Genomic DNA, 17,263 nt, shown 5'->3' on the forward strand with positions numbered 1-17,263 from the left:
ACCGCGATGTCCGGACAGCACAGCGCAAAGCGCGCGAAGCGGGGGAGCGGGACGGTCCTGGCCGTTGCCGGGGCGGCCGCGGCCGTCGTCCTGGTGCTCGGTACGTCGGGCACGCTCGCCTCGTGGACCAGCGCGGTCCTCGGTAACGACACCGACACCGTCGCCACCGCCAAGGCGGTCGTCCTCGCCGAGACCGACGGCACCAGCACCTGCCGCTCCAGCGACCAGGTCAGCAATGTCGCGACCTGCTCCACCATCAACAAGTACGGCGGCACCGCGAGCCCACTGATGCCCGGCGGCTCCCGCACGATCGACGTCACCTTCACCAACCTCGGCGCGGCCAACGGCGCCACCTTCGCGCTCGCGCCGGGAACCTGCTCGCAGAGCCCGACCGCGGGCTCCGGCACCCCGGCCGCGACCAACCTCTGCACGGCACCCAGCGAGCCTGACGGTGGCCGTGGGCTGCTCGCCCGGCGCGTCGTACGCCACCGGGTCGGTGTGGAGCGACCTGGCCTACGCCGCCGGCGTGCCGCCGACGACGACCAAGACGCACACCGCCACCGGCAGCGAGCCTGAACGCCGGCGCGCAGTGGACCTGCCGGTTCACCGTCGCGCTCAACGCGGCCGCCGCGGTGGCCAGCCAGAACATCACCGTCAGCCAGCCGCTGACCTGGACGCTCGCGTCATGATCCGGGCCGCCACCGGCCTCCTGCTCGTGGCGCTGGCCGCCGCCGGGGTGCCGGCGGCGGGCGCCGGGTGGACGGCGGCGCAGGTGGCGAACCCGACGGACACCGCGCGGACCGGGCGGCTCACCCTCACCCACACCTGGGGGAGCAGCGCCTGCGCCGGGACCGGCCCGGCGGATGCCGCGTGCAGCGGCGCTCCGCTGCCGAGCGGCGCGTCCACGGCGGCCACGCAGACCCAGGTCGACACGCTGAGCAACACGACCCCGAGCGGGACGTACACCCAGCAGGTGCAGGTGCTCTCGTGCGCTCCCGCCCGCTTCACGAACGCGGGCACGGCCGCCGACCCGATGCTGCCGCGCTACGGCGTCACCCGCGCTGCGGCGGACCCGTGGGGGACGAGCGTGGCGGCGGGCTTCGACGGCAGCACCCACTACGCCGCCGACGTGGTCCCGACCACGACCTCGCTGGTGGCCGGCGGGTCGTACTCGATCGGGCTGTGGTTCCGCGCCCCGGCGGGCTCCGGCGGCGGTGGGCTGCTCTCGCTCAACGCCAGCCCGGTCGCCTCGACGAGCGCCGGCGCGAACCCGACGCTCTACCTCGACGCGGCCGGACGCGTCCGCGTCAAGCTCGACGGCACGCCGGTGCTCGTGCTGCCGGTGATCCTCGTGCTGGCCTCGGCATCGGGCACCGACCTCCGCGACGGGCGCTGGCACCACGTCGCGCTCACCGTCAACCGCAAGACGCTCACCACCGACCTCAAGCCTGTACGTCGACGGCACCCAGGTGGACTCCATCAACGACGCGGTGCTGCTCGTCGGCACGCTGAGCGACTCCTGGTGGCACCTGGGCTGGACCGACACCACCGCGCTGTCGGGCCTCGGTGGCCCGCCGGCGTACTTCACCGGATGGCTCGCCGGGGTGTTCCGCACGACGACCACGCTGTCCGCGGCGAGCGTCGCAGCGCTCGCCTCGAGCGCCTCCGCGGCGTCCTACGCCAGCGCGCTCGGCAGCGCGCAGCACCTGTGGATGCTGGGCGATCCCGTCACCACGACGCACACTGCCGCGATCGCCTACGTCACCGGCGGAACGCCGTGCGCGCACGTCCGGCTCGGCTGGGCGCTCGGCGCGACGACGGCCTTCGGGCTCACCCCGCTCGACCAGGCTCGCCGGAGCCGGCTGGCTTCCGGCGACACCTGCGGCGGCGCCCGGGCCGGGCGCGAGCCAGACCCTCACGACGTCGTACGCACGGGTGGCGTCGGGCTACGACACCGACGTGGCGGGGCTCGAGCTCCCTCGTCCCGCTGGCGCACCGGGTCTCGCTTGCCGGCTCGGCCTGGACGCTGCGCTTCGACTGGGGTGTGGCGGTGCTGCTCGGATGAGGTGGCTGCGCCTCCTCGCCGTTGCCGTCGCCGTGGTGGCGCTCGGCGGCTGCCTCGGCTGGCGCGCCGACGGCGGCACCTGGGTGCACGTCACCTCCCCGTCGATGGGTACGACGGCCCCGGTCGGCTCGCTGCTCTGGGTCGGCCGGACCGACCCCGCCGACCTGGAGCCGGGCGCCTTCGTCACGTTCCGGGCGCCGAACGGCGGCACGTACAGCCACCGGGTCCTGGCCCGGTACGACGACGGCAGCCTCGCCACGAAGGGCGACCTGCCCGGCCCCGACCCCTGGCGGATCGCCCCCGAGGACGTGGTCGGCGAGGTGCGCGCGACCTGGCCGGGGGTGGGCTGGCTCGTCGTCGCGGCGCCGGTGCTGCTGCCGGGCCTCGGGCTGGTCCTGCTGGCGCGGACGCTCGTCCGTCGCGGGCGCCGGCTGCCGGTGACCATGGTGCTCGGCGCCGTCCTCGTCGCGGTGGTGCTGGGGATCTACCAGCCGCTCGTCGGCGCCGAGCAGGTGGCGTTCGTGCCCGACGCGACCGGCGCCCGGGCGACGTACGTCGGCACCGGGCTGCTCCCGGTGCGGCTCCAGGCGAGGGAGCCCGGGGGAGCCGCCGTGGTGCTGCACCCGGGCGAGGTCGGCACGGTGGAGGTGCACGAGCCCGACGCCGGCGGCGGCTTCCGGGTCCGTCTCGCACCAGCCCTGCCGCCGTGGTGGTGGCTCGCTGTCGTCGCGCTCTGCATGACCCCCGCGGCCCTCTCCCTGGTGCGCGGCGCACTCGTCAAGACCCTCCCGCGGAACCGAGGGACCCATCGGAATAGTGGTGTTGACAGTCCCTCCGCGCTCCGCCCGGTCGCCTCGGTGGGACCAAAGTCCTGATTCTCCTGTGCGACCGTGCCTGGTCGTGTTTGCCTTCGTTGTGGATCGCGAGGCACCACCGCCTCACGACACACCGAGAACACCGCCACACCTGGGGACAACGCAGGCATGGGGACTGGAGAATCATGAAGAAGACGACGAAGGGTGCGCTCGCCGCTGGCTCCGCGGCGGTCCTGCTCATGGGTGGTGCGGGCACCCTCGCCTACTGGAGCGCCAACACCAGCGTCGCCGGGGTCAACGTGACCGCCGGTGAGCCTGAAGATCATCAACGACACCTGCGCGACGGCGAACTGGGTGTTCGACAGCGGCGAGACCGTCGCCAACAAGACCTACGTCCCGGCGACCGATCTGATCGTGCCGGGCGACAAAGCCTGACCAAGACCTGCGCGTTCACGATCCGGGCGACCGGCGAGCACCTGCGGGCCAACGTCGCGCTGACCAACCCGGCCCTGTCCGGCGCGCTCGCGTCGTCGCTGACCCTGGACACCTCGTTCAAGGTGGGCGGCGTGGACCTGACCACCGCCGACATCACCGAGGCGAACAACAACAACACGGTGAACGTGGTCATCGGCGTGACCTTCAACGGCGGCGTCGCGGGCGACAACGCCAGCCAGACGCTGTCCGGCGCGCTCTCGCAGTTCGCCATCCAGACTCGACCAGGTCCACAGCTGAACTGCGCCAGCCGGTGGCTCTCTCGGTCCGGGCGACCGCCGGCTGGATAGGTCAGGTCCTCGCGTGGTTGGTGATCCTCGGTGTGGTCGTCGTGCTGGCGGCCGCGGTCCTCGTGCCGCGGCTCGCCGGTGCGACGCCGTACACCGTGCTCACCGGCTCCATGCAGCCGAAGTACCCACCGGGGACGTTGGTGGTCGTCAAGCCGGTCGAGTTCGACGACATCTCGATCGGCGACGTGATCACCTACCAGCGGGACTCCGGCAAGGACGACGTGGTGACGCACCGGGTCGTGGGCAAGGGCAGTCGCTTCGACGGCAAGCAGGTCCTCACCACGCGCGGTGACGCCAACCAGGTCGCCGACCGGAACCCGGTCCAGGAGGTCCAGGTCAGGGGGAGGCTGTGGTACTCGGTTCCGTACCTCGGCTACGTCAACAACGCACTCAGCGGCAAGCAGCGGCAGTGGGCGGTGTGGGCGGTCTCGGCCGGACTGATCGGCTACGCGGCCTACATGTTCGTCGGTGGGCTGCGCGACCGGCGACGCAAGGCTCACCCGGCCGAGGACAGCACCGAGCAGGCAACCGAGGAGAGCGAGTCGCTCAGGACACCCGTCCCGGCGGCCGAACCCCTCGGAGAAGCACCCGTCGTCAGCACCACCCCGGACCGGCCTGACCGCACCATCGTCCTGGCCGCCGCAGGAGCCCTCCTGCTGGTCCTCGGCCCTCGTCACGTTCCGCACAAGGAGAACATCCGCATGATCCGCCGCATCGCCTCGATCGGGGCCACCGCTGCCGCGGTGGTCGCGCTCGCTGCGGCGCCGGCGCACGCGGACGACGAGATCGGTCTCAGCCGGGACGGCGTGACCTGGACCGAGACCCTCGCCGCGCCACTCTTCGACCCCGGCTTCCGGTTCGTCCCGGGCGACGTCGAGACCCGCTCCTTCCAGGTCCGCAACCAGGGTCCGTCGGGCGGCCTGCTCACCGTCCAGGTGCTCGCCGCGGACCCCTCGGCCCTGCTCAGTGCGGACGACTTCACCATCGAGGCCCGCGTCGCGAACGGCCCGTGGGTCGACGTCGAGGCCGGTACGACGCCCGTGCGCACCGAGCTCCCCGTCGCCCGCAACGCCCGCACCCAGGTGGCGATCCGGGCCACCTTCGACGCCGACTCCACCCGCCAGGCTCCAGCAGGTCCCGTTCCGGGTGCTGCTCAACCTCGAGGAGGACGGCAGCGTGGGCGGCATCGACCAGGGCAACGGCGGCGGCAACGGCGACGGCTCCGTCGGTGGCGTCGAGGACGGCGGCCTCCCGGCGACCGGCTCTGCCGTCGCGCCCGGCCTGGTCTGGCTGGCCGCGGGCCTGATCGGCGGCGGGCTGGCACTCGTCCGGCGGCGTACGCGCGGGGAGGTTCCCCGTGGCTAGGTGGTTCGGACGCGGCCGCACCCGCGCCCTGCTCTCCGCCGGCCTCCTGGTCGGCGTCGGTGCCGTCGGCACGTCGGCGTACTGGCGGGCGGGGACGCAGGCCACCGGCACGACCGTGCAGGCCGGCGCGATCCACATCGACCTCGCGACCAACAACCGGGTGAAGCCCGAGACCTACGCGTGGACCGCGCTCGGCGGCAGCCTCGCCGTCGCCGGGGACTCCCAGGCGAAGGTCCTGCGCGTGAGCAACAACAGCGCCGGCGGGCTGACGTTCGGCTACACCATCGCTGCCACCGCCAGCGGCACTCTCGGCGCTGCGTTGAAGGTCACCGTCCGCAACGGCGGCACCGTCAGCGGCACCAGTCTGCACCGGCGGAACGCTCGTCGGCACCGCCGACACCGGTCTCAACGGTTACAGCGGATCGCCCGGGCAAGTCTGTCCTCGAGCGCCGCGACGCCGTACCACGACCTGTGCGTGCAGGTCCGGCTCCCCAACGGCTCGGGAGTCACCAGCGGCGCGACCTCCAGCATCGTCCTCACCTTCTCCGCGACGCAGGTGGTCTCATGAGCCGCACGAAGAGCATCGCCCGCGAGCCTGGTCCTGTGGGTCGGCGGCGTCCTCGGCGCGCTGTGCCTGCTCTCCCTGCTCGCCGGCTGGCTGTTCAACGTGACGCCACTGGTCTTCCAGTCCGGCTCCATGAGCCCGTCGTACGACGCGGGGGCGCTCGGCATCGCGCACCAGGTCCCGGCGAGCGAGCCTGCGCGTCGGCGACGTCGTCAGCGTGCAGAGCGCCGAGCACGGCCGGGTCACCCACCGCGTCGTGGCCATCTCCAGCGCGGAGAACGGCCATGCACGCCTGACGCTGCAGGGCGACACCAACGCGACTCCCGACGCCGAGACCTACGTGGTGCGCACGGCGGACCGGGTCGCGTTCGGGGTGCCCGGAGCGGGTTACGTGCTCAGCGCCGCCTCCACGCCGGCCGGGCTGCTGCTCGGCGGTCTGCTCGTCGTCGGGGCGGTCGTCCTCGGCTTCCGGCCGCAGGGCCCGCGTCGCGGCGCACACGCGGTGGCCGGCTCGGGCCGTCGGCACGCAGCCGTCGCGGTCGGTGCCGTCTCCGCGCTGACGATCGGCGGCGCGATCGGGGTGAGCGGCCTGGCGCCGTTCTCGCCGACCGGCGCGCTGTGGACCGACTCGGCCACGGCGAACGCCACGATCACCGCCACCGGCGGCGACACCACGCCCCCTGTGCTCACGAACCCGCTCCCGGCCGACGGCACCAGCGGTGCGACCTGGCTGGCGATCGACTGCGCCGACGCCGGCGCGGGCGTCGCGCAGATCTGCGTCTCGGCGACCGACACCGGCGGGTCCGGAGTCAGCACGGTGACCGTCAAGGCTGGTCCGCACCAGTGGCACGACCCAGTGCTGGAACGGCACGAGCTTCGTCGCCGGTACCGCCTGCTCGCAATCGATGGTCGTGCTGAGCGGCAGCCAGTACCGCACCAACGGCCTGACCGCCGTGGTGATGACGCAGGGCGAGCTACACCGCGACGTTCACCGCGACGGACGTCGCCGGCAACGTCGCGACGCTGACCACCACCTTCGCCGTCCTGCCCGCTCCGGTCATCACGGTCTGCGGCACCACCAACGGCAGCAACCCCTACAGCCTCACGTGGACCTGGGCCGGCGTCGGCAACCCCGACTCCTTCAAGGCTCTACTACGGCGGGGGCGGCAGCTTCCGGACCCCGACCACGTTCGCGGGCAACGTCCGCAACGGCCAGACCCAGTCGATCAACAACGAGGCCGGCACCTTCCGCCTGGTCGCGGTGATCGGCGGCGTCGAGTCCGCCCTGTCGAACACCGCGAGTCTACTCGGGCAACGGCAACAAGAGCCTGCACCATCCCGTAACGTTCTCCGGCGTGCCAGCCATCGGAGTCTTCGCCCTCCAGGGCGACGTGCGGGAGCACCTGCAGACCCTGACCGCCCTCGGGGCCGACGCCTTCGCCGTACGACGGCCGGGGGAGGCTCGACGCCTGCGACGGCCTGGTGCTGCCCGGTGGGGAGTCGACGACGATGGCCAAGGCTCGCCCGCACCTTCGAGTCTGCTCGACCCGCTGCGCGAGCGGATCGCCGGCGGGATGCCCACCTTCGGCACCTGCGCCGGGATGATCCTGCTCGCCGACCGGATCGAGGACGGCACCGCGGACCAGGAGACCATCGGCGGCCTGGACGTCACCGTGCGGCGCAACGCCTTCGGACGGCAGGTGGACTCCTTCGAGGCGGACCTGGAATTCGCCGGTCTGGGCGATCCGGTGCACGCCGTCTTCATCCGCGCGCCCTGGGTGGAGGCGACCGGCCCGGGCGTCGAGGTGCTCGCCGAGGCGGCCGGCCATCCGGTCGCCGTACGGCAGGGGACACCTGATGGCCACCTCCTTCCACCCCGAGGTCGACGGGGACGGCCGGGTGCACCGGCTCTTCCTCGACCTGGTCGCCGGATAGAGTTGCCCGGGCTGCTGCGGCAGCACGCAAGTCGTCGAGGTAGATAGAGGGACGTAGATGTCTGGCCACTCCAAGTGGGCGACCACGAAGCACAAGAAGGCCGCGATCGATGCCAAGCGCGGCAAAGCTCTTCGCCAAGCCTGATCAAGAACATCGAGATCGCGGCGAAGATGGGCGGCCCCGACCCCTCCGGCAACCCCACGCTCTTCGACGCCATCCAGAAGGCCAAGAAGCAGTCGGTGCCCAACAAGAACATCGACTCCGCGGTCAAGCGCGGCGGCGGGCTCGAGGGTGGCGGCGTCGACTACGAGACGATCATGTACGAGGTCTACGGCCCGCAGGGCGTGGCGCTCCTCGTCGAGTGCCTCACCGACAACCGCAACCGTGCCGCGATGGAGGTCCGCACCGCGGTCACCCGCAACGGCGGCACCATGGCCGACCCGGGCTCCGTCTCGCGGCTGTTCACCCGCAAGGGCGTCGTCGTGGTCGCCAAGTCCCAGGAGGACAAGGAGATCTCCGAGGACGACATCCTCGAGGCCACGCTCGACGCGGGTGCCGAGGAGGTCAACGACCACGGGGATGCGTTCGAGGTGCAGTCCGAGGCCACCGACGTGGTCGCGGTGCGCACCGCGCTGCAGGAGGCCGGCATCGACTACGACTCCGCCGAGGTGCAGTTCGTGGCCTCGATGGACATCCCGGTCGCCGACCCGACCGCGGCCGGCAAGGTGTTCAAGGCTGGTCGACGCCGTCGACGACCTGGACGACGTGCAGAACGTCTTCTCCAACGCCGACATCCCCGACGAGGTCCTCGACCAGATCGAGGAGTGACGCACTTCGCGCGTGTCTACGCACGAACGACGCACCTATCCTCTAACGTTTCGTCCGAACATCTGTTCGGACGAGAGGTGACGACGTGCGCGTGCTCGGGATCGACCCGGGGCTGACCCGCTGCGGACTGGGCGTGGTGGACGGCTCGGTGGGCCGGCCGCTGGCGCTGGTCGACGTGGGTGTCGTGCGCACCTCGGCCCAGGTCGCCGTACCCGAGCGGCTGGTGACGATCGAGCGTGGCATCGACGCCTGGCTGGACGAGCACCGGCCCGACTCGGTCGCCATCGAGCGGATCTTCGCCCGCTCCGACGTCAGCACGATCATGGGCACCGCGCAGGCCGCGGGCATCGCGATGGTGTGCGCGGCCCGGCGCGGGCTGCCGGTCGCGCTGCACACGCCGAGCGAGGTCAAGGCCGCGGTGTCCGGCAACGGACGCGCGGACAAGGCCCAGGTCGGCGCGATGGTGACCCGGATCCTGCGCCTGGACGCGATGCCCAAGCCCGCGGACGCCGCCGACGCGTTGGCCCTGGCCATCACCCACATCTGGCGTGGGGGTGCGCAGGCGCGGATCGACGCCGCCGTCGCCTCCGCCCGGCCCACCCGTTCCCGCATCCCCGGAGGAGTCCGATGATCGCGTTCGTCCGTGGCCAGGTGGCCGCCGTCACGCTGTCCAGCGCCGTCGTCGAGGTCGGCGGGATCGGCCTCGAACTCATGTGCACGCCGGGAACGCTCGCCCAGCCTGCGCACCGGCCGGCAGGCCACCCTGCCCACGAGCATGATCGTGCGCGAGGACTCCCTGACCCTCTACGGCTTCGCGGACGAGGAGGAGAAGACGATCTTCGAGCTCGTCCAGACCGCCTCAGGCGTGGGGCCCAAGCTCGCCCAGGCGATCATCGCGGTGCTCAGTCCCGACGGCGTGCGTACGGCGATCGCCGGCGACGACGTCAAGACCCTCACCAAGGTCCCCGGGATCGGCCAGAAGGGCGCCCAGCGGATCATCCTCGAGTCTCAAGGACCGGATCGGTGCGCCGACCGGTCACCCGTCCGCTCCTGCCGCGTCGGGCGGCGCCGCCTGGCGCGACCAGGTGCACCAGGGCCTGGTCGGCCTGGGCTACAACGCCAAGGACGCCGAGAGGGCCGTGGACGCGGTCGCCGGCCAGGCCGACGGCTCGCCGGACGTCGGTGCGCTGCTGCGCGCCGCCCTGCGCAGCCTCTCCAAGGCGTGATCGGTCGTGCCCTTCCACGAGGACGAGTCTCGCCGCCGCTGAGGAGAATCACTTCCGCTCGCTCACCGCGGCCGAGGCGGAGGGCGACGAGCGCGCCGTCGAGGCCGCGCTGCGCCCGCGCACGCTGGACGAGGTCGTCGGGCAGGCGCGGGTGCGCGACCAGGCTCGGCCTGGTGCTCGAGGCTGCCCAGCAGCGGGGGAGGGCCCCGGACCACGTGCTGCTCTCCGGCCCGCCCGGCCTGGGCAAGACCACCCTGGCCATGATCATCTCCCACGAGATGAGCACCCCGCTGCGAATCACGAGCGGGCCCGCGATCACCCACGCCGGCGACCTCGCCGCCATCCTGTCCGGGCTGAACGAGGGCGAGGTGCTCTTCGTCGACGAGATCCACCGGATGTCCCGCCCGGCCGAGGAGATGCTCTACCTCGCGATGGAGGACTTCCGGGTCGACGTCGTCATCGGCAAGGGGCCGGGCGCCACTGCGATCCCGCTGGAGATCCCGCCGTTCACGCTCGTCGGCGCCACCACCCGCGCCGGGCTGCTACCGGGTCCGTTGCGCGACCGGTTCGGGTTCACCGCGCACCTGGAGTTCTACGAGCCCGCCGAGTCTGGACCTGATCGTGCGCCGCTCCGCGGGCCTCCTCGGCGTCGAGTCTCACCGAGGAGGGCTCGGCCGAGATCGCCGGCCGATCGCGTGGCACCCCGCGGATCGCCAACCGCCTGCTGCGCCGCGTGCGCGACTATGCCCAGGTCCGCGCCGACGGCACCGTCACCCGTGGCGTCGCTCAGGCCGCGCTCGACCTGTACGAGGTCGACGAGCTCGGTCTCGACCGGCTCGACCGCGCCGTCCTGGACGTGCTCTGCCGCCGGTTCGGTGGGGGGCCCGTCGGCGTCTCCACGCTCGCCGTCGCCGTCGGTGAGGAGCGGGAGACCGTCGAGGAGGTCGCCGAGCCCTTCCTGGTCCGCAACGGCTTCCTGGCCCGCACCCCGCGTGGCCGGATCGCCACACCCGCGGCCTGGACCCACCTCGGGCTGACCGCGCCGTCGTACCCGGCCGACGGTGCAGGACCCACCCTCTTCGAGGACTGACGCGCCCGGACGGGTGCGGATCACGCTCGGACTGGACTCGCTGGCTACACTTCCCGACGGTCCGCCCTGCGTCCGCAGCCGCGGCCATATTTCCTTGCCCCGCTGGAGAGGTTTGTTCGTGGACGGCGTTGTTTCCCTGCTGCCGATCGTGGCGATCGCCGCCATCTTCTGGTTGCTGATCATCCGACCCGCCTCACGCCAGCGCCGGGAGACCGCGCAGCCGCAGGCCGCCCTCGCCGTCGGCGACGAGGTGATGCTCACCTCGGGCATCTACGGCACGGTCGTGGGCGAGACCGACGAGTACCTCGAGCTCGAGGTCGCTACCGGCGTGGTCCTCCGCGTCGTCCGCGGTGCGGTGGCCTCGGTCCGGCGCGAGCCCGTGGCCGACGACGTCCCCGTGGATTCCACTCCTGACGACGAAGAGGAGCGCTGAGCATGGCCTCGCGCCGTTCGCGCCCCGGGCGCAACCTGGTCATCTTCTTCCTCGCGCTGGCCGTGCTCTACGGCCTCACCGCGCTCTCGCAGAGCGGCGGTGACAAGGACAAGACTCCCTGGAAGCCGGCCCTGGGCCTCGACCTGCAGGGCGGCACCCGGATCACCCTGAGCGCCGAGAAGGACCAGACCAAGGAGAACCTCGACGAGGCCCGGCGGATCATCGACCAGCGCGTCAACGGATCCGGTGTGGCCGAGGCGGCCGTCACCACCCAGGGCAGCCGGAACATCGTCGTCGAGGTCCCCGGCAAGACGAAGGACCGCGGCCAGGCTCGAGGACACGGTCAAGCGCCAGGCGCAGCTGCGCTTCCGCCTCGTCGCCTGCTCGGACCAGAAGCCGGCCGCGTGCGCCTCCGGCGCCGGGACCGGACTGCCCGGCTCCGACACCGGCTCGATGGGCGGCGGCCTGGGCCGGCCCGGCCTGGACCTCTCCGCGGCTGAGGACGACCCGACGCCGTCGGGCACTCCCTCCACCACGCCCTCCACCACGCCCTCCACCACGCCGTCGGGCACCCCGAGCGGCGCCACGACCGGCACCCCGAGCGGCACGCCCACCCCGGGCACCGACACCACGAAGACCAAGGGCTTCACCGCCCAGGACGCGATCACCTGGTCCCGGCAGCCCGACCAGGCCGCGATCGCGGAGTTCGCGAAGTACGCCTGTGACGGCAAGGGCCAGGCTCCTGAACGCAGCCGACGGCAAGGCCGCCGCGATCGCCGACGACCCCGACAAGCCGCTCGTGGCGTGCTCGCTGCCCGAGGACGGCCAGTCGATCAAGTACCTGCTGAGCCAGTCCGTCATCGAGGGCACCGAGCTCGACGACGCCTCCGCCGGCACGCCGCAGAACGGCGTCGGCTGGCAGGTCAGCATCGACATGGGCAACGACAAGAACAAGGCGCGCCCCAAGGGCTCGCCGGGTGCCTCCACCGACTTCGAGACGGTCTCGCGTGCCTTCCAGGGCACCGAGGAGCAGTTCGCGATCGTGCTGGACGGCGTGGTCATCTCCGCTCCGGTCATGAACGCCGTCATCACCGACGGCCGCTCCAGCATCACCGGCAACTTCACCGAGCAGCAGGCGCTCGACCTCGCCAACAGCCTCAAGTTCGGTGCCCTGCCGATCAAGTTCAACGACCAGGGCACCTCGGTCGAGGAGATCGGTCCGTCGCTCGCTGGCAACCAGCCGACCGCGGGACTCACCGCGGGCGCCATCGGCCTCGTGCTGGTGATGCTCTACTGCCTCTTCTACTACCGCGGCCTGGGCCTGGTGGTGGTGGTCTCGCTCTTCGTCGCGGCGGCCATCACCTACGCGATGGTGCTGCTGCTGAGCGAGACGGCCGGCTTCACGCTGACGCTGCCCGGCATCGCCGGACTCATCATCGCCGTCGGCATCACCGCGGACTCGTTCGTCATCTTCTTCGAGCGGATCCGTGACGAGATGCGCGAGGGCAAGTCGATGCGGGTCGCGGTCGAGACCGGCTGGGCCCGTGCCCGGGTCACCCGGGTCGCGGCGAACACGGTGCAGATCCTCTCGGCCGTCGTTCTCTACGTCTTCGCGACCGGCGCGGTGAAGGGCTTCGGCTTCGCGCTCGGCCTCACCACCCTGATCGACCTCGCGGTGCTGTTCTGGTTCACCAAGCCGATGGTCTCGTGGCTGGCCCAGTTCCACGCCTTCAACTCCGGGCACAAAGTCTGTCCGGTCTCAGCAAGGAGACACTCGGCATGGACGTGGCGAAGTCGCGCACCGCGAGCACGGGAGGTGGCCGCTGATGGGCAAGATGTCCCGCCTGGGCAACGATCTCTACCAGGGCCGCAAGTCGGTCGACTTCGTCGGCCGTCCTTGGCTCTTCTACGCGATCTCCGCGGTCATCGTCGGCCTCGCGGTCGCGGTGCTGTTCATCAAGCCGCTCAACATGGGCGTGGAGTTCACCGGTGGCTCCTCGCTCTCGGTCGACGTCGGCAGCGGCAACGCCAGCCAGAAGAACGCCGACAAAGCCTGCAGGCCGCGATCGCGGACGCCAAGGTCCAGAACGCCGAGAACCCCGTCGTCACCACCGAGGGGAACTCGTCGCTGACGGTCCAGGTCGAGAGCCTCAACGAGGACCAGCGCACGGCGGTCAACAAGATCGTGCTCGACACCTTCCCGCAGGTGAGCGAGAGCAAGATCTCGATCCAGCAGGTCGGCCCGAGCCTGGGGCCAGGAGGTCGCCAAGAAGGCGCTCACCGGCGTCGCGATCTTCCTCGTCCTGGTCGTGCTCTTCATCTGGGGCTACTTCCGCGAGTGGCGGATGTCGGTCGCGGCGCTGATCGCGCTGATCCACGACGTGATGCTGACCGTCGGCGTGTACGCCCTGTCCGGCTTCCAGGTCACGCCCGCGGCGGTCACCGGCCTGCTCGCGATCCTCGGCTTCTCGCTCTACGACACGGTTGTGGTGTTCGACAAGATCAAGGAGAACACCGGCCAGCCTGCGCAAGAACACCCAGTCGTACGCCGAGGCGGCGAACCTCGCGGTCAACCAGACCCTGGTCCGCTCGATCAACACCTCGATCGTCGCGCTGATCCCGATCGGCGCGATCCTCTACGTCAGCGCCGTCCAGGCTCGGTGCCAGCTCCCTGCAGGACCTCGCGCTGGCGCAGTTCGTCGGCATGGGCGTGGGCGTCTACTCCTCGGTGATGCTCGCCCCGCGCGTGCTGGTGCACCTGAAGATGCAGGAGAGCGAGACGCAGGCCCAGGCCAAGCGGGCCAAGGCCAAGCAGCGCGCCCTCGCCGACCGGTACGCCGCCGTGCCGGTCTTCAAGGACGACGACCCTGTCGTCACCGCCGACGGCCAGGACCTGGAGGAGCCGGCGGAGCTCGCCGAGGGCGAGGAGATCCTCGTCGAGGAGCGCCCGCGTCGTACCCCCTCCCAGGACGCGACCGGCAAGGGCCGCAACGTGCCCACGGCCGCGCGCCCGGTCAACGACAGCGGCAGACTCGGGCCGCAAGCAGCCGCAGCGCCAGACCCGCTCCAAGCGCGGGAAGAAGTAGTCGTGGGCGAAGCGCCGGCGACCGAGCGGGCGGTCGCGGCGCTCACCCGGCTGATCCGCGACGTTCCGGACTTCCCCGAGCCGGGGATCGTCTTCAAGGACATCACCCCGCTGCTCGCCGACGCCGGGGGCTTCGCCGCGGTGGTCGACGGTCTCGCCGAGGCAGGTCGTGACGCGAGCGGCGCGACCGCGGTGGACAAGGTGCTGGGCATGGAGGCCCGCGGGTTCATCCTCGCCGCACCGGTCGCCCTGGCGCTCGGTGTCGGCTTCGTGCCGGTCCGCAAGGCGGGCAAAGCCTGCCCCACGACACGCACCGCGTCGCCTACTCCCTGGAGTACGGCGAGGCGGTGCTGGAGCCTGCACCAGGACGCCATCGCACCGGGGGAGCGGGTGCTGGTCATCGACGACGTGCTCGCGACCGGAGGCACCGCGCGTGCGACCGACGAGCCTGGTCCGCGCCTGCGGCGGGGAGACCGCAGCCTTCGCCTTCCTCATGGAGTCTCGGCTTCCTCGACGGGCGCCGGCACCTCGGTGACGTGCCGGCCTCGGTGCTCCTGACGCTCTGAGCGTTCGGGCACGTCACTAGACTGGGCCAATGACCGAGGAGCGCACCCCACCCCGCGCCGCACCGCGGGTGGAGCCTGCGCCGCCGCCGGTCGCCTCCGAGTCGTCCGGCGGACGCAGCATGCGCGCCCGGCTGGCCCGGATGGGCAACCGCAGCCAGGCCTCGAACCCGGTCCTCGAGCCGCTCTTCCGGGTGGTCCGCGCGAACCACCCGAAGGCCGACCTCGCGCTGATCGAGCGGGCCTACGTCACGGCCGAGCGCCTGCACGCGCAGCAGATGCGCAAGAGCGGCGATCCCTACATCACCCACCCGCTCGCGGTGACCACGATCCTCGCCGGCATCGGCATGACCGAGCCGACCCTGGTGGCCGCGCTGCTGCACGACACGGTGGAGGACACGCCGTACACGCTGGAGGAGTGCCGCCGCGACTTCGGCGACGAGGTGGCGCTGCTCGTCGACGGGGTGACCAAGGCTCGACAAGGTGGTCTACGGCGACTCGGCGAACGCCGAGACGATCCGCAAGATGATCGTGGCGATGTCGCGCGACATCCGGGTGCTCGTGATCAAGCCTGGCCGACCGGCTGCACAACATGCGCACGCTGCGCTTCGTGAAGCCCTCCACGCAGGAGCGCAAGGCCCGCGAGACCCTCGACATCTACGCTCCGCTGGCGCACCGGCTGGGCATGAACACCATCAAGTGGGAGCCTGGAGGACCTCGCGTTCGCGACCCTGCACCCCAAGATCTACGACGAGATCGTGCGGATGGTCGCCGAGCGTGCGCCCTCGCGGGACTCCTTCCTCGCCGAGGTGATCTCCCAGGTGGAGAAGGACCTGCGCGAGGCGAAGATCAAGGCCACCGTGACCGGGCGGCCGAAGCACTACTACTCGATCTACCAGAAGATGATCGTCGGAGGCCGCGACTTCTCCGACATCTACGACCTGGTCGGCATCCGCATCCTCGTCGAGGAGGACCGGGACTGCTACGGCGTCCTGGGCGTCCTGCACTCGCGGTGGAACCCTGTCCTGGGCCGGTTCAAGGACTACGTCGCGATGCCGAAGTTCAACATGTACCAGTCGCTGCACACGACGGTGATCGGCCCGCAGGGCAAGCCGGTGGAGATGCAGATCCGCACCTTCGCCCAGCACCGCCGCGCGGAGTACGGCGTCGCGGCGCACTGGAAGTACAAGGAGGACGGCCGGGCCGGCAACGACACCGACAGGCCCGGCGATCTCGACGACATGAGTCTGGGTGCGCCAGGCTGCTCGACTGGCAGAGCGAGGTCGAGGACCCGGGCGAGTTCCTGGAGTCGCTGCGCTTCGAGATCAACCAGGCCGAGACCTACGTCTTCACCCCGCGCGGGGACGTGATCGCGCTGCCGTCCGGCTCGACCCCGGTCGACTTCGCGTACGCCGTGCACACCGAGGTCGGCAACCGCACCATCGGCGCCCGGGTCAACGGCCGTCTGGTGCCGCTGGAGTCGACCCTGGAGAACGGCGACGTCGTGGAGGTCTTCACCTCCAAGGCCGAGGGTGCCGGCCCCTCCCGGGACTGGCTGAACTTCGTGAAGTCGCCGCGGGCGCGCTCCAAGATCCGCCAGTGGTTCACCAAGGAGCGGCGCGAAGAGGCGATCGAGCGCGGCAAGGACGAGATCGCCAGGCTGATGCGCAAGGAGGGCCTGCCCCTCAAGCGGCTGCTGACCCACGACTCGCTGTCCCTGGTCGCCGGCGCTTTCCGGCTGGCCGACGTCACGGCGCTGTACGCCGCCGTGGGGGAGGGCAACCTGGGTGCGCAGAGCGTCGTACGCAAGGTGATCGGGTCTCCACGGCGGTGACGAGGGCGCCCAGGAGGACCTCGCCGAGGCGGTCACCATCACCGGCCGCCGCGGCCGGCCGCGCCGGCCCACGAGCGGCGACGCCGGCGTCATCGTCACCGGCTCGCCCGACGTGTGGGTCAAGGCTCGCCAAGTGCTGCACGCCGGTGCCGCCGGACACGATCCTCGGCTTCGTCACCAAGGGCGGCGGCGTGTCGGTGCACCGCAAGGACTGCACGAACGCCGCGAGCCTGCTCTCCCAGCCGGAGAAGCCTGGTCGACGTCGAGTGGGCGCCGACCGGTCAGTCGACCTTCCTGGTCAACATCCAGGTCGAGGCGCTGGACCGCTCCCGGCTGCTCTCGGACATCACGATGGTGCTCTCCGACGCGCACGTGAACATCCTGTCGGCGAACCTGACCACCTCGAGGGACCGGGTCGCCAAGTCCCGGTTCACCTTCGAGATGGCCGACGCCAAGCACCTCGACACCGTCCTCGCGGCCGTCCGCACGGTGCCCGGCGTGTTCGACGCCTACCGCGTGACCCACTGAGTTCGGGCTGCAGGAATCCCCGCTTACCGGGGGATTCCCACGGTTCTTGAGGGTTGCAACGGACAAGAACCGCAGGAGAAGGTCAAGAACCCCCACCGCCGTTATCCACAGCCGGCAGTTCACAGGCGTGGGACGCGTCCTGGTCGGGG

15 protein-coding genes and 7 pseudogenes are annotated in these 17,263 nt (G+C 71.4%); all 22 read left to right on the top strand.

The window, feature by feature from the left end; all coding sequences use genetic code 11:
- The first annotated feature begins 6 nt into the window (after positions 1-6).
- The 22 genes and pseudogenes from G5V59_RS35590 to G5V59_RS03865 all read left to right on the top strand — a co-directional run bounded on the left by G5V59_RS35590 (position 7) and on the right by G5V59_RS03865 (position 17,114).
- Positions 7-576 (top strand): hypothetical protein, encoded by a 570-nt coding sequence (locus tag G5V59_RS35590; protein WP_341350835.1) that lies wholly within the window; start codon positions 7-9, stop codon positions 574-576.
- Positions 458-2,065 carry a LamG-like jellyroll fold domain-containing protein gene (locus G5V59_RS03765; protein ID WP_341351124.1) on the top strand — a complete coding sequence of 536 codons (1,608 nt, stop codon included), beginning with the start codon at positions 458-460 and terminating at the stop codon, positions 2,063-2,065. Before G5V59_RS35590 ends, G5V59_RS03765 begins: the two co-directional genes overlap by 119 nt.
- Entirely contained in the window at positions 2,062-2,940 is an 879-nt protein-coding gene (locus G5V59_RS03770) for a hypothetical protein (protein WP_278255656.1), read from the top strand. The genes G5V59_RS03765 and G5V59_RS03770 overlap by 4 nt, the downstream gene beginning before the upstream one ends.
- 125 nt (positions 2,941-3,065) lie before the next feature.
- Positions 3,066-3,662: a SipW-dependent-type signal peptide-containing protein gene (locus tag G5V59_RS03775; protein ID WP_278255657.1), complete on the top strand. Its 597-nt coding sequence runs from the start codon at positions 3,066-3,068 to the stop codon at positions 3,660-3,662.
- 20 nt (positions 3,663-3,682) lie between these two features.
- On the top strand, positions 3,683-5,191 hold the full coding sequence (locus G5V59_RS03780; RefSeq protein ID WP_278255658.1) for a signal peptidase I: 1,509 nt from the start codon (positions 3,683-3,685) through the stop codon (positions 5,189-5,191).
- Complete coding sequence (locus G5V59_RS03785) at positions 5,143-5,595, top strand: hypothetical protein (protein WP_278255659.1); 453 nt, start codon at positions 5,143-5,145, stop codon at positions 5,593-5,595. Before G5V59_RS03780 ends, G5V59_RS03785 begins: the two co-directional genes overlap by 49 nt.
- On the top strand, positions 5,592-5,888 hold the full coding sequence (locus G5V59_RS03790; RefSeq protein WP_278255660.1) for a hypothetical protein: 297 nt from the start codon (positions 5,592-5,594) through the stop codon (positions 5,886-5,888). The genes G5V59_RS03785 and G5V59_RS03790 overlap by 4 nt, the downstream gene beginning before the upstream one ends.
- Positions 5,810-6,619, top strand: coding sequence for a hypothetical protein (locus tag G5V59_RS03795; RefSeq protein ID WP_278255661.1), 810 nt, complete (start codon positions 5,810-5,812; stop codon positions 6,617-6,619). The genes G5V59_RS03790 and G5V59_RS03795 overlap by 79 nt, the downstream gene beginning before the upstream one ends.
- Positions 6,552-6,857, top strand: coding sequence for a hypothetical protein (locus G5V59_RS03800; protein WP_278255662.1), 306 nt, complete (start codon positions 6,552-6,554; stop codon positions 6,855-6,857). The genes G5V59_RS03795 and G5V59_RS03800 overlap by 68 nt, the downstream gene beginning before the upstream one ends.
- Before the next feature lie 90 nt (positions 6,858-6,947).
- Positions 6,948-7,574: a pyridoxal 5'-phosphate synthase glutaminase subunit PdxT gene (gene pdxT / locus G5V59_RS03805; RefSeq protein ID WP_278255663.1), complete on the top strand. Its 627-nt coding sequence runs from the start codon at positions 6,948-6,950 to the stop codon at positions 7,572-7,574.
- A gap of 10 nt (positions 7,575-7,584) precedes the next feature.
- Positions 7,585-8,355: pseudogene (locus G5V59_RS03810) on the top strand (YebC/PmpR family DNA-binding transcriptional regulator).
- A gap of 85 nt (positions 8,356-8,440) precedes the next feature.
- A complete protein-coding gene (ruvC, locus tag G5V59_RS03815; RefSeq protein ID WP_278255664.1) occupies positions 8,441-8,986 on the top strand; it encodes a crossover junction endodeoxyribonuclease RuvC in 546 nt (181 codons plus the stop codon).
- A pseudogene (gene ruvA, locus G5V59_RS03820) lies at positions 8,983-9,581 on the top strand (Holliday junction branch migration protein RuvA). The gene ruvC and the pseudogene ruvA overlap by 4 nt, the downstream one beginning before the upstream one ends.
- Before the next feature lie 109 nt (positions 9,582-9,690).
- Positions 9,691-10,671: pseudogene (ruvB, locus tag G5V59_RS03825) on the top strand (Holliday junction branch migration DNA helicase RuvB).
- A gap of 13 nt (positions 10,672-10,684) precedes the next feature.
- Complete coding sequence (gene yajC, locus G5V59_RS03830; protein WP_278255665.1) at positions 10,685-11,104, top strand: preprotein translocase subunit YajC; 420 nt, start codon at positions 10,685-10,687, stop codon at positions 11,102-11,104.
- Between the two features lie 2 nt (positions 11,105-11,106).
- The gene (locus tag G5V59_RS03835) at positions 11,107-11,604 is read left to right on the top strand and encodes a hypothetical protein (protein ID WP_278255666.1); all 498 of its coding nucleotides are present in this window, start codon (positions 11,107-11,109) and stop codon (positions 11,602-11,604) included.
- A gap of 299 nt (positions 11,605-11,903) precedes the next feature.
- Positions 11,904-12,842 (top strand): annotated as a pseudogene (secD, locus tag G5V59_RS03840) (protein translocase subunit SecD); the annotation flags it as partial.
- 232 nt (positions 12,843-13,074) lie between these two features.
- The gene (locus G5V59_RS03845; RefSeq protein ID WP_278259614.1) at positions 13,075-13,236 is read left to right on the top strand and encodes a hypothetical protein; all 162 of its coding nucleotides are present in this window, start codon (positions 13,075-13,077) and stop codon (positions 13,234-13,236) included.
- A 171-nt stretch (positions 13,237-13,407) separates the two neighbouring features.
- Positions 13,408-13,563 (top strand): annotated as a pseudogene (locus G5V59_RS03850) (protein translocase subunit SecF); the annotation flags it as partial.
- Positions 13,564-13,588: 25 nt separating this feature from the next.
- Positions 13,589-13,689: pseudogene (locus G5V59_RS03855) on the top strand (hypothetical protein); the annotation flags it as partial.
- Positions 13,690-13,808: 119 nt separating this feature from the next.
- The gene (locus G5V59_RS03860; protein ID WP_278255667.1) at positions 13,809-14,747 is read left to right on the top strand and encodes an adenine phosphoribosyltransferase; all 939 of its coding nucleotides are present in this window, start codon (positions 13,809-13,811) and stop codon (positions 14,745-14,747) included.
- A gap of 127 nt (positions 14,748-14,874) precedes the next feature.
- Positions 14,875-17,114 (top strand): annotated as a pseudogene (locus G5V59_RS03865) (bifunctional (p)ppGpp synthetase/guanosine-3',5'-bis(diphosphate) 3'-pyrophosphohydrolase).
- The last annotated feature ends 149 nt before the right edge of the window (positions 17,115-17,263 follow it).

It is taken from the genome of Nocardioides convexus (genome assembly GCF_011090295.1).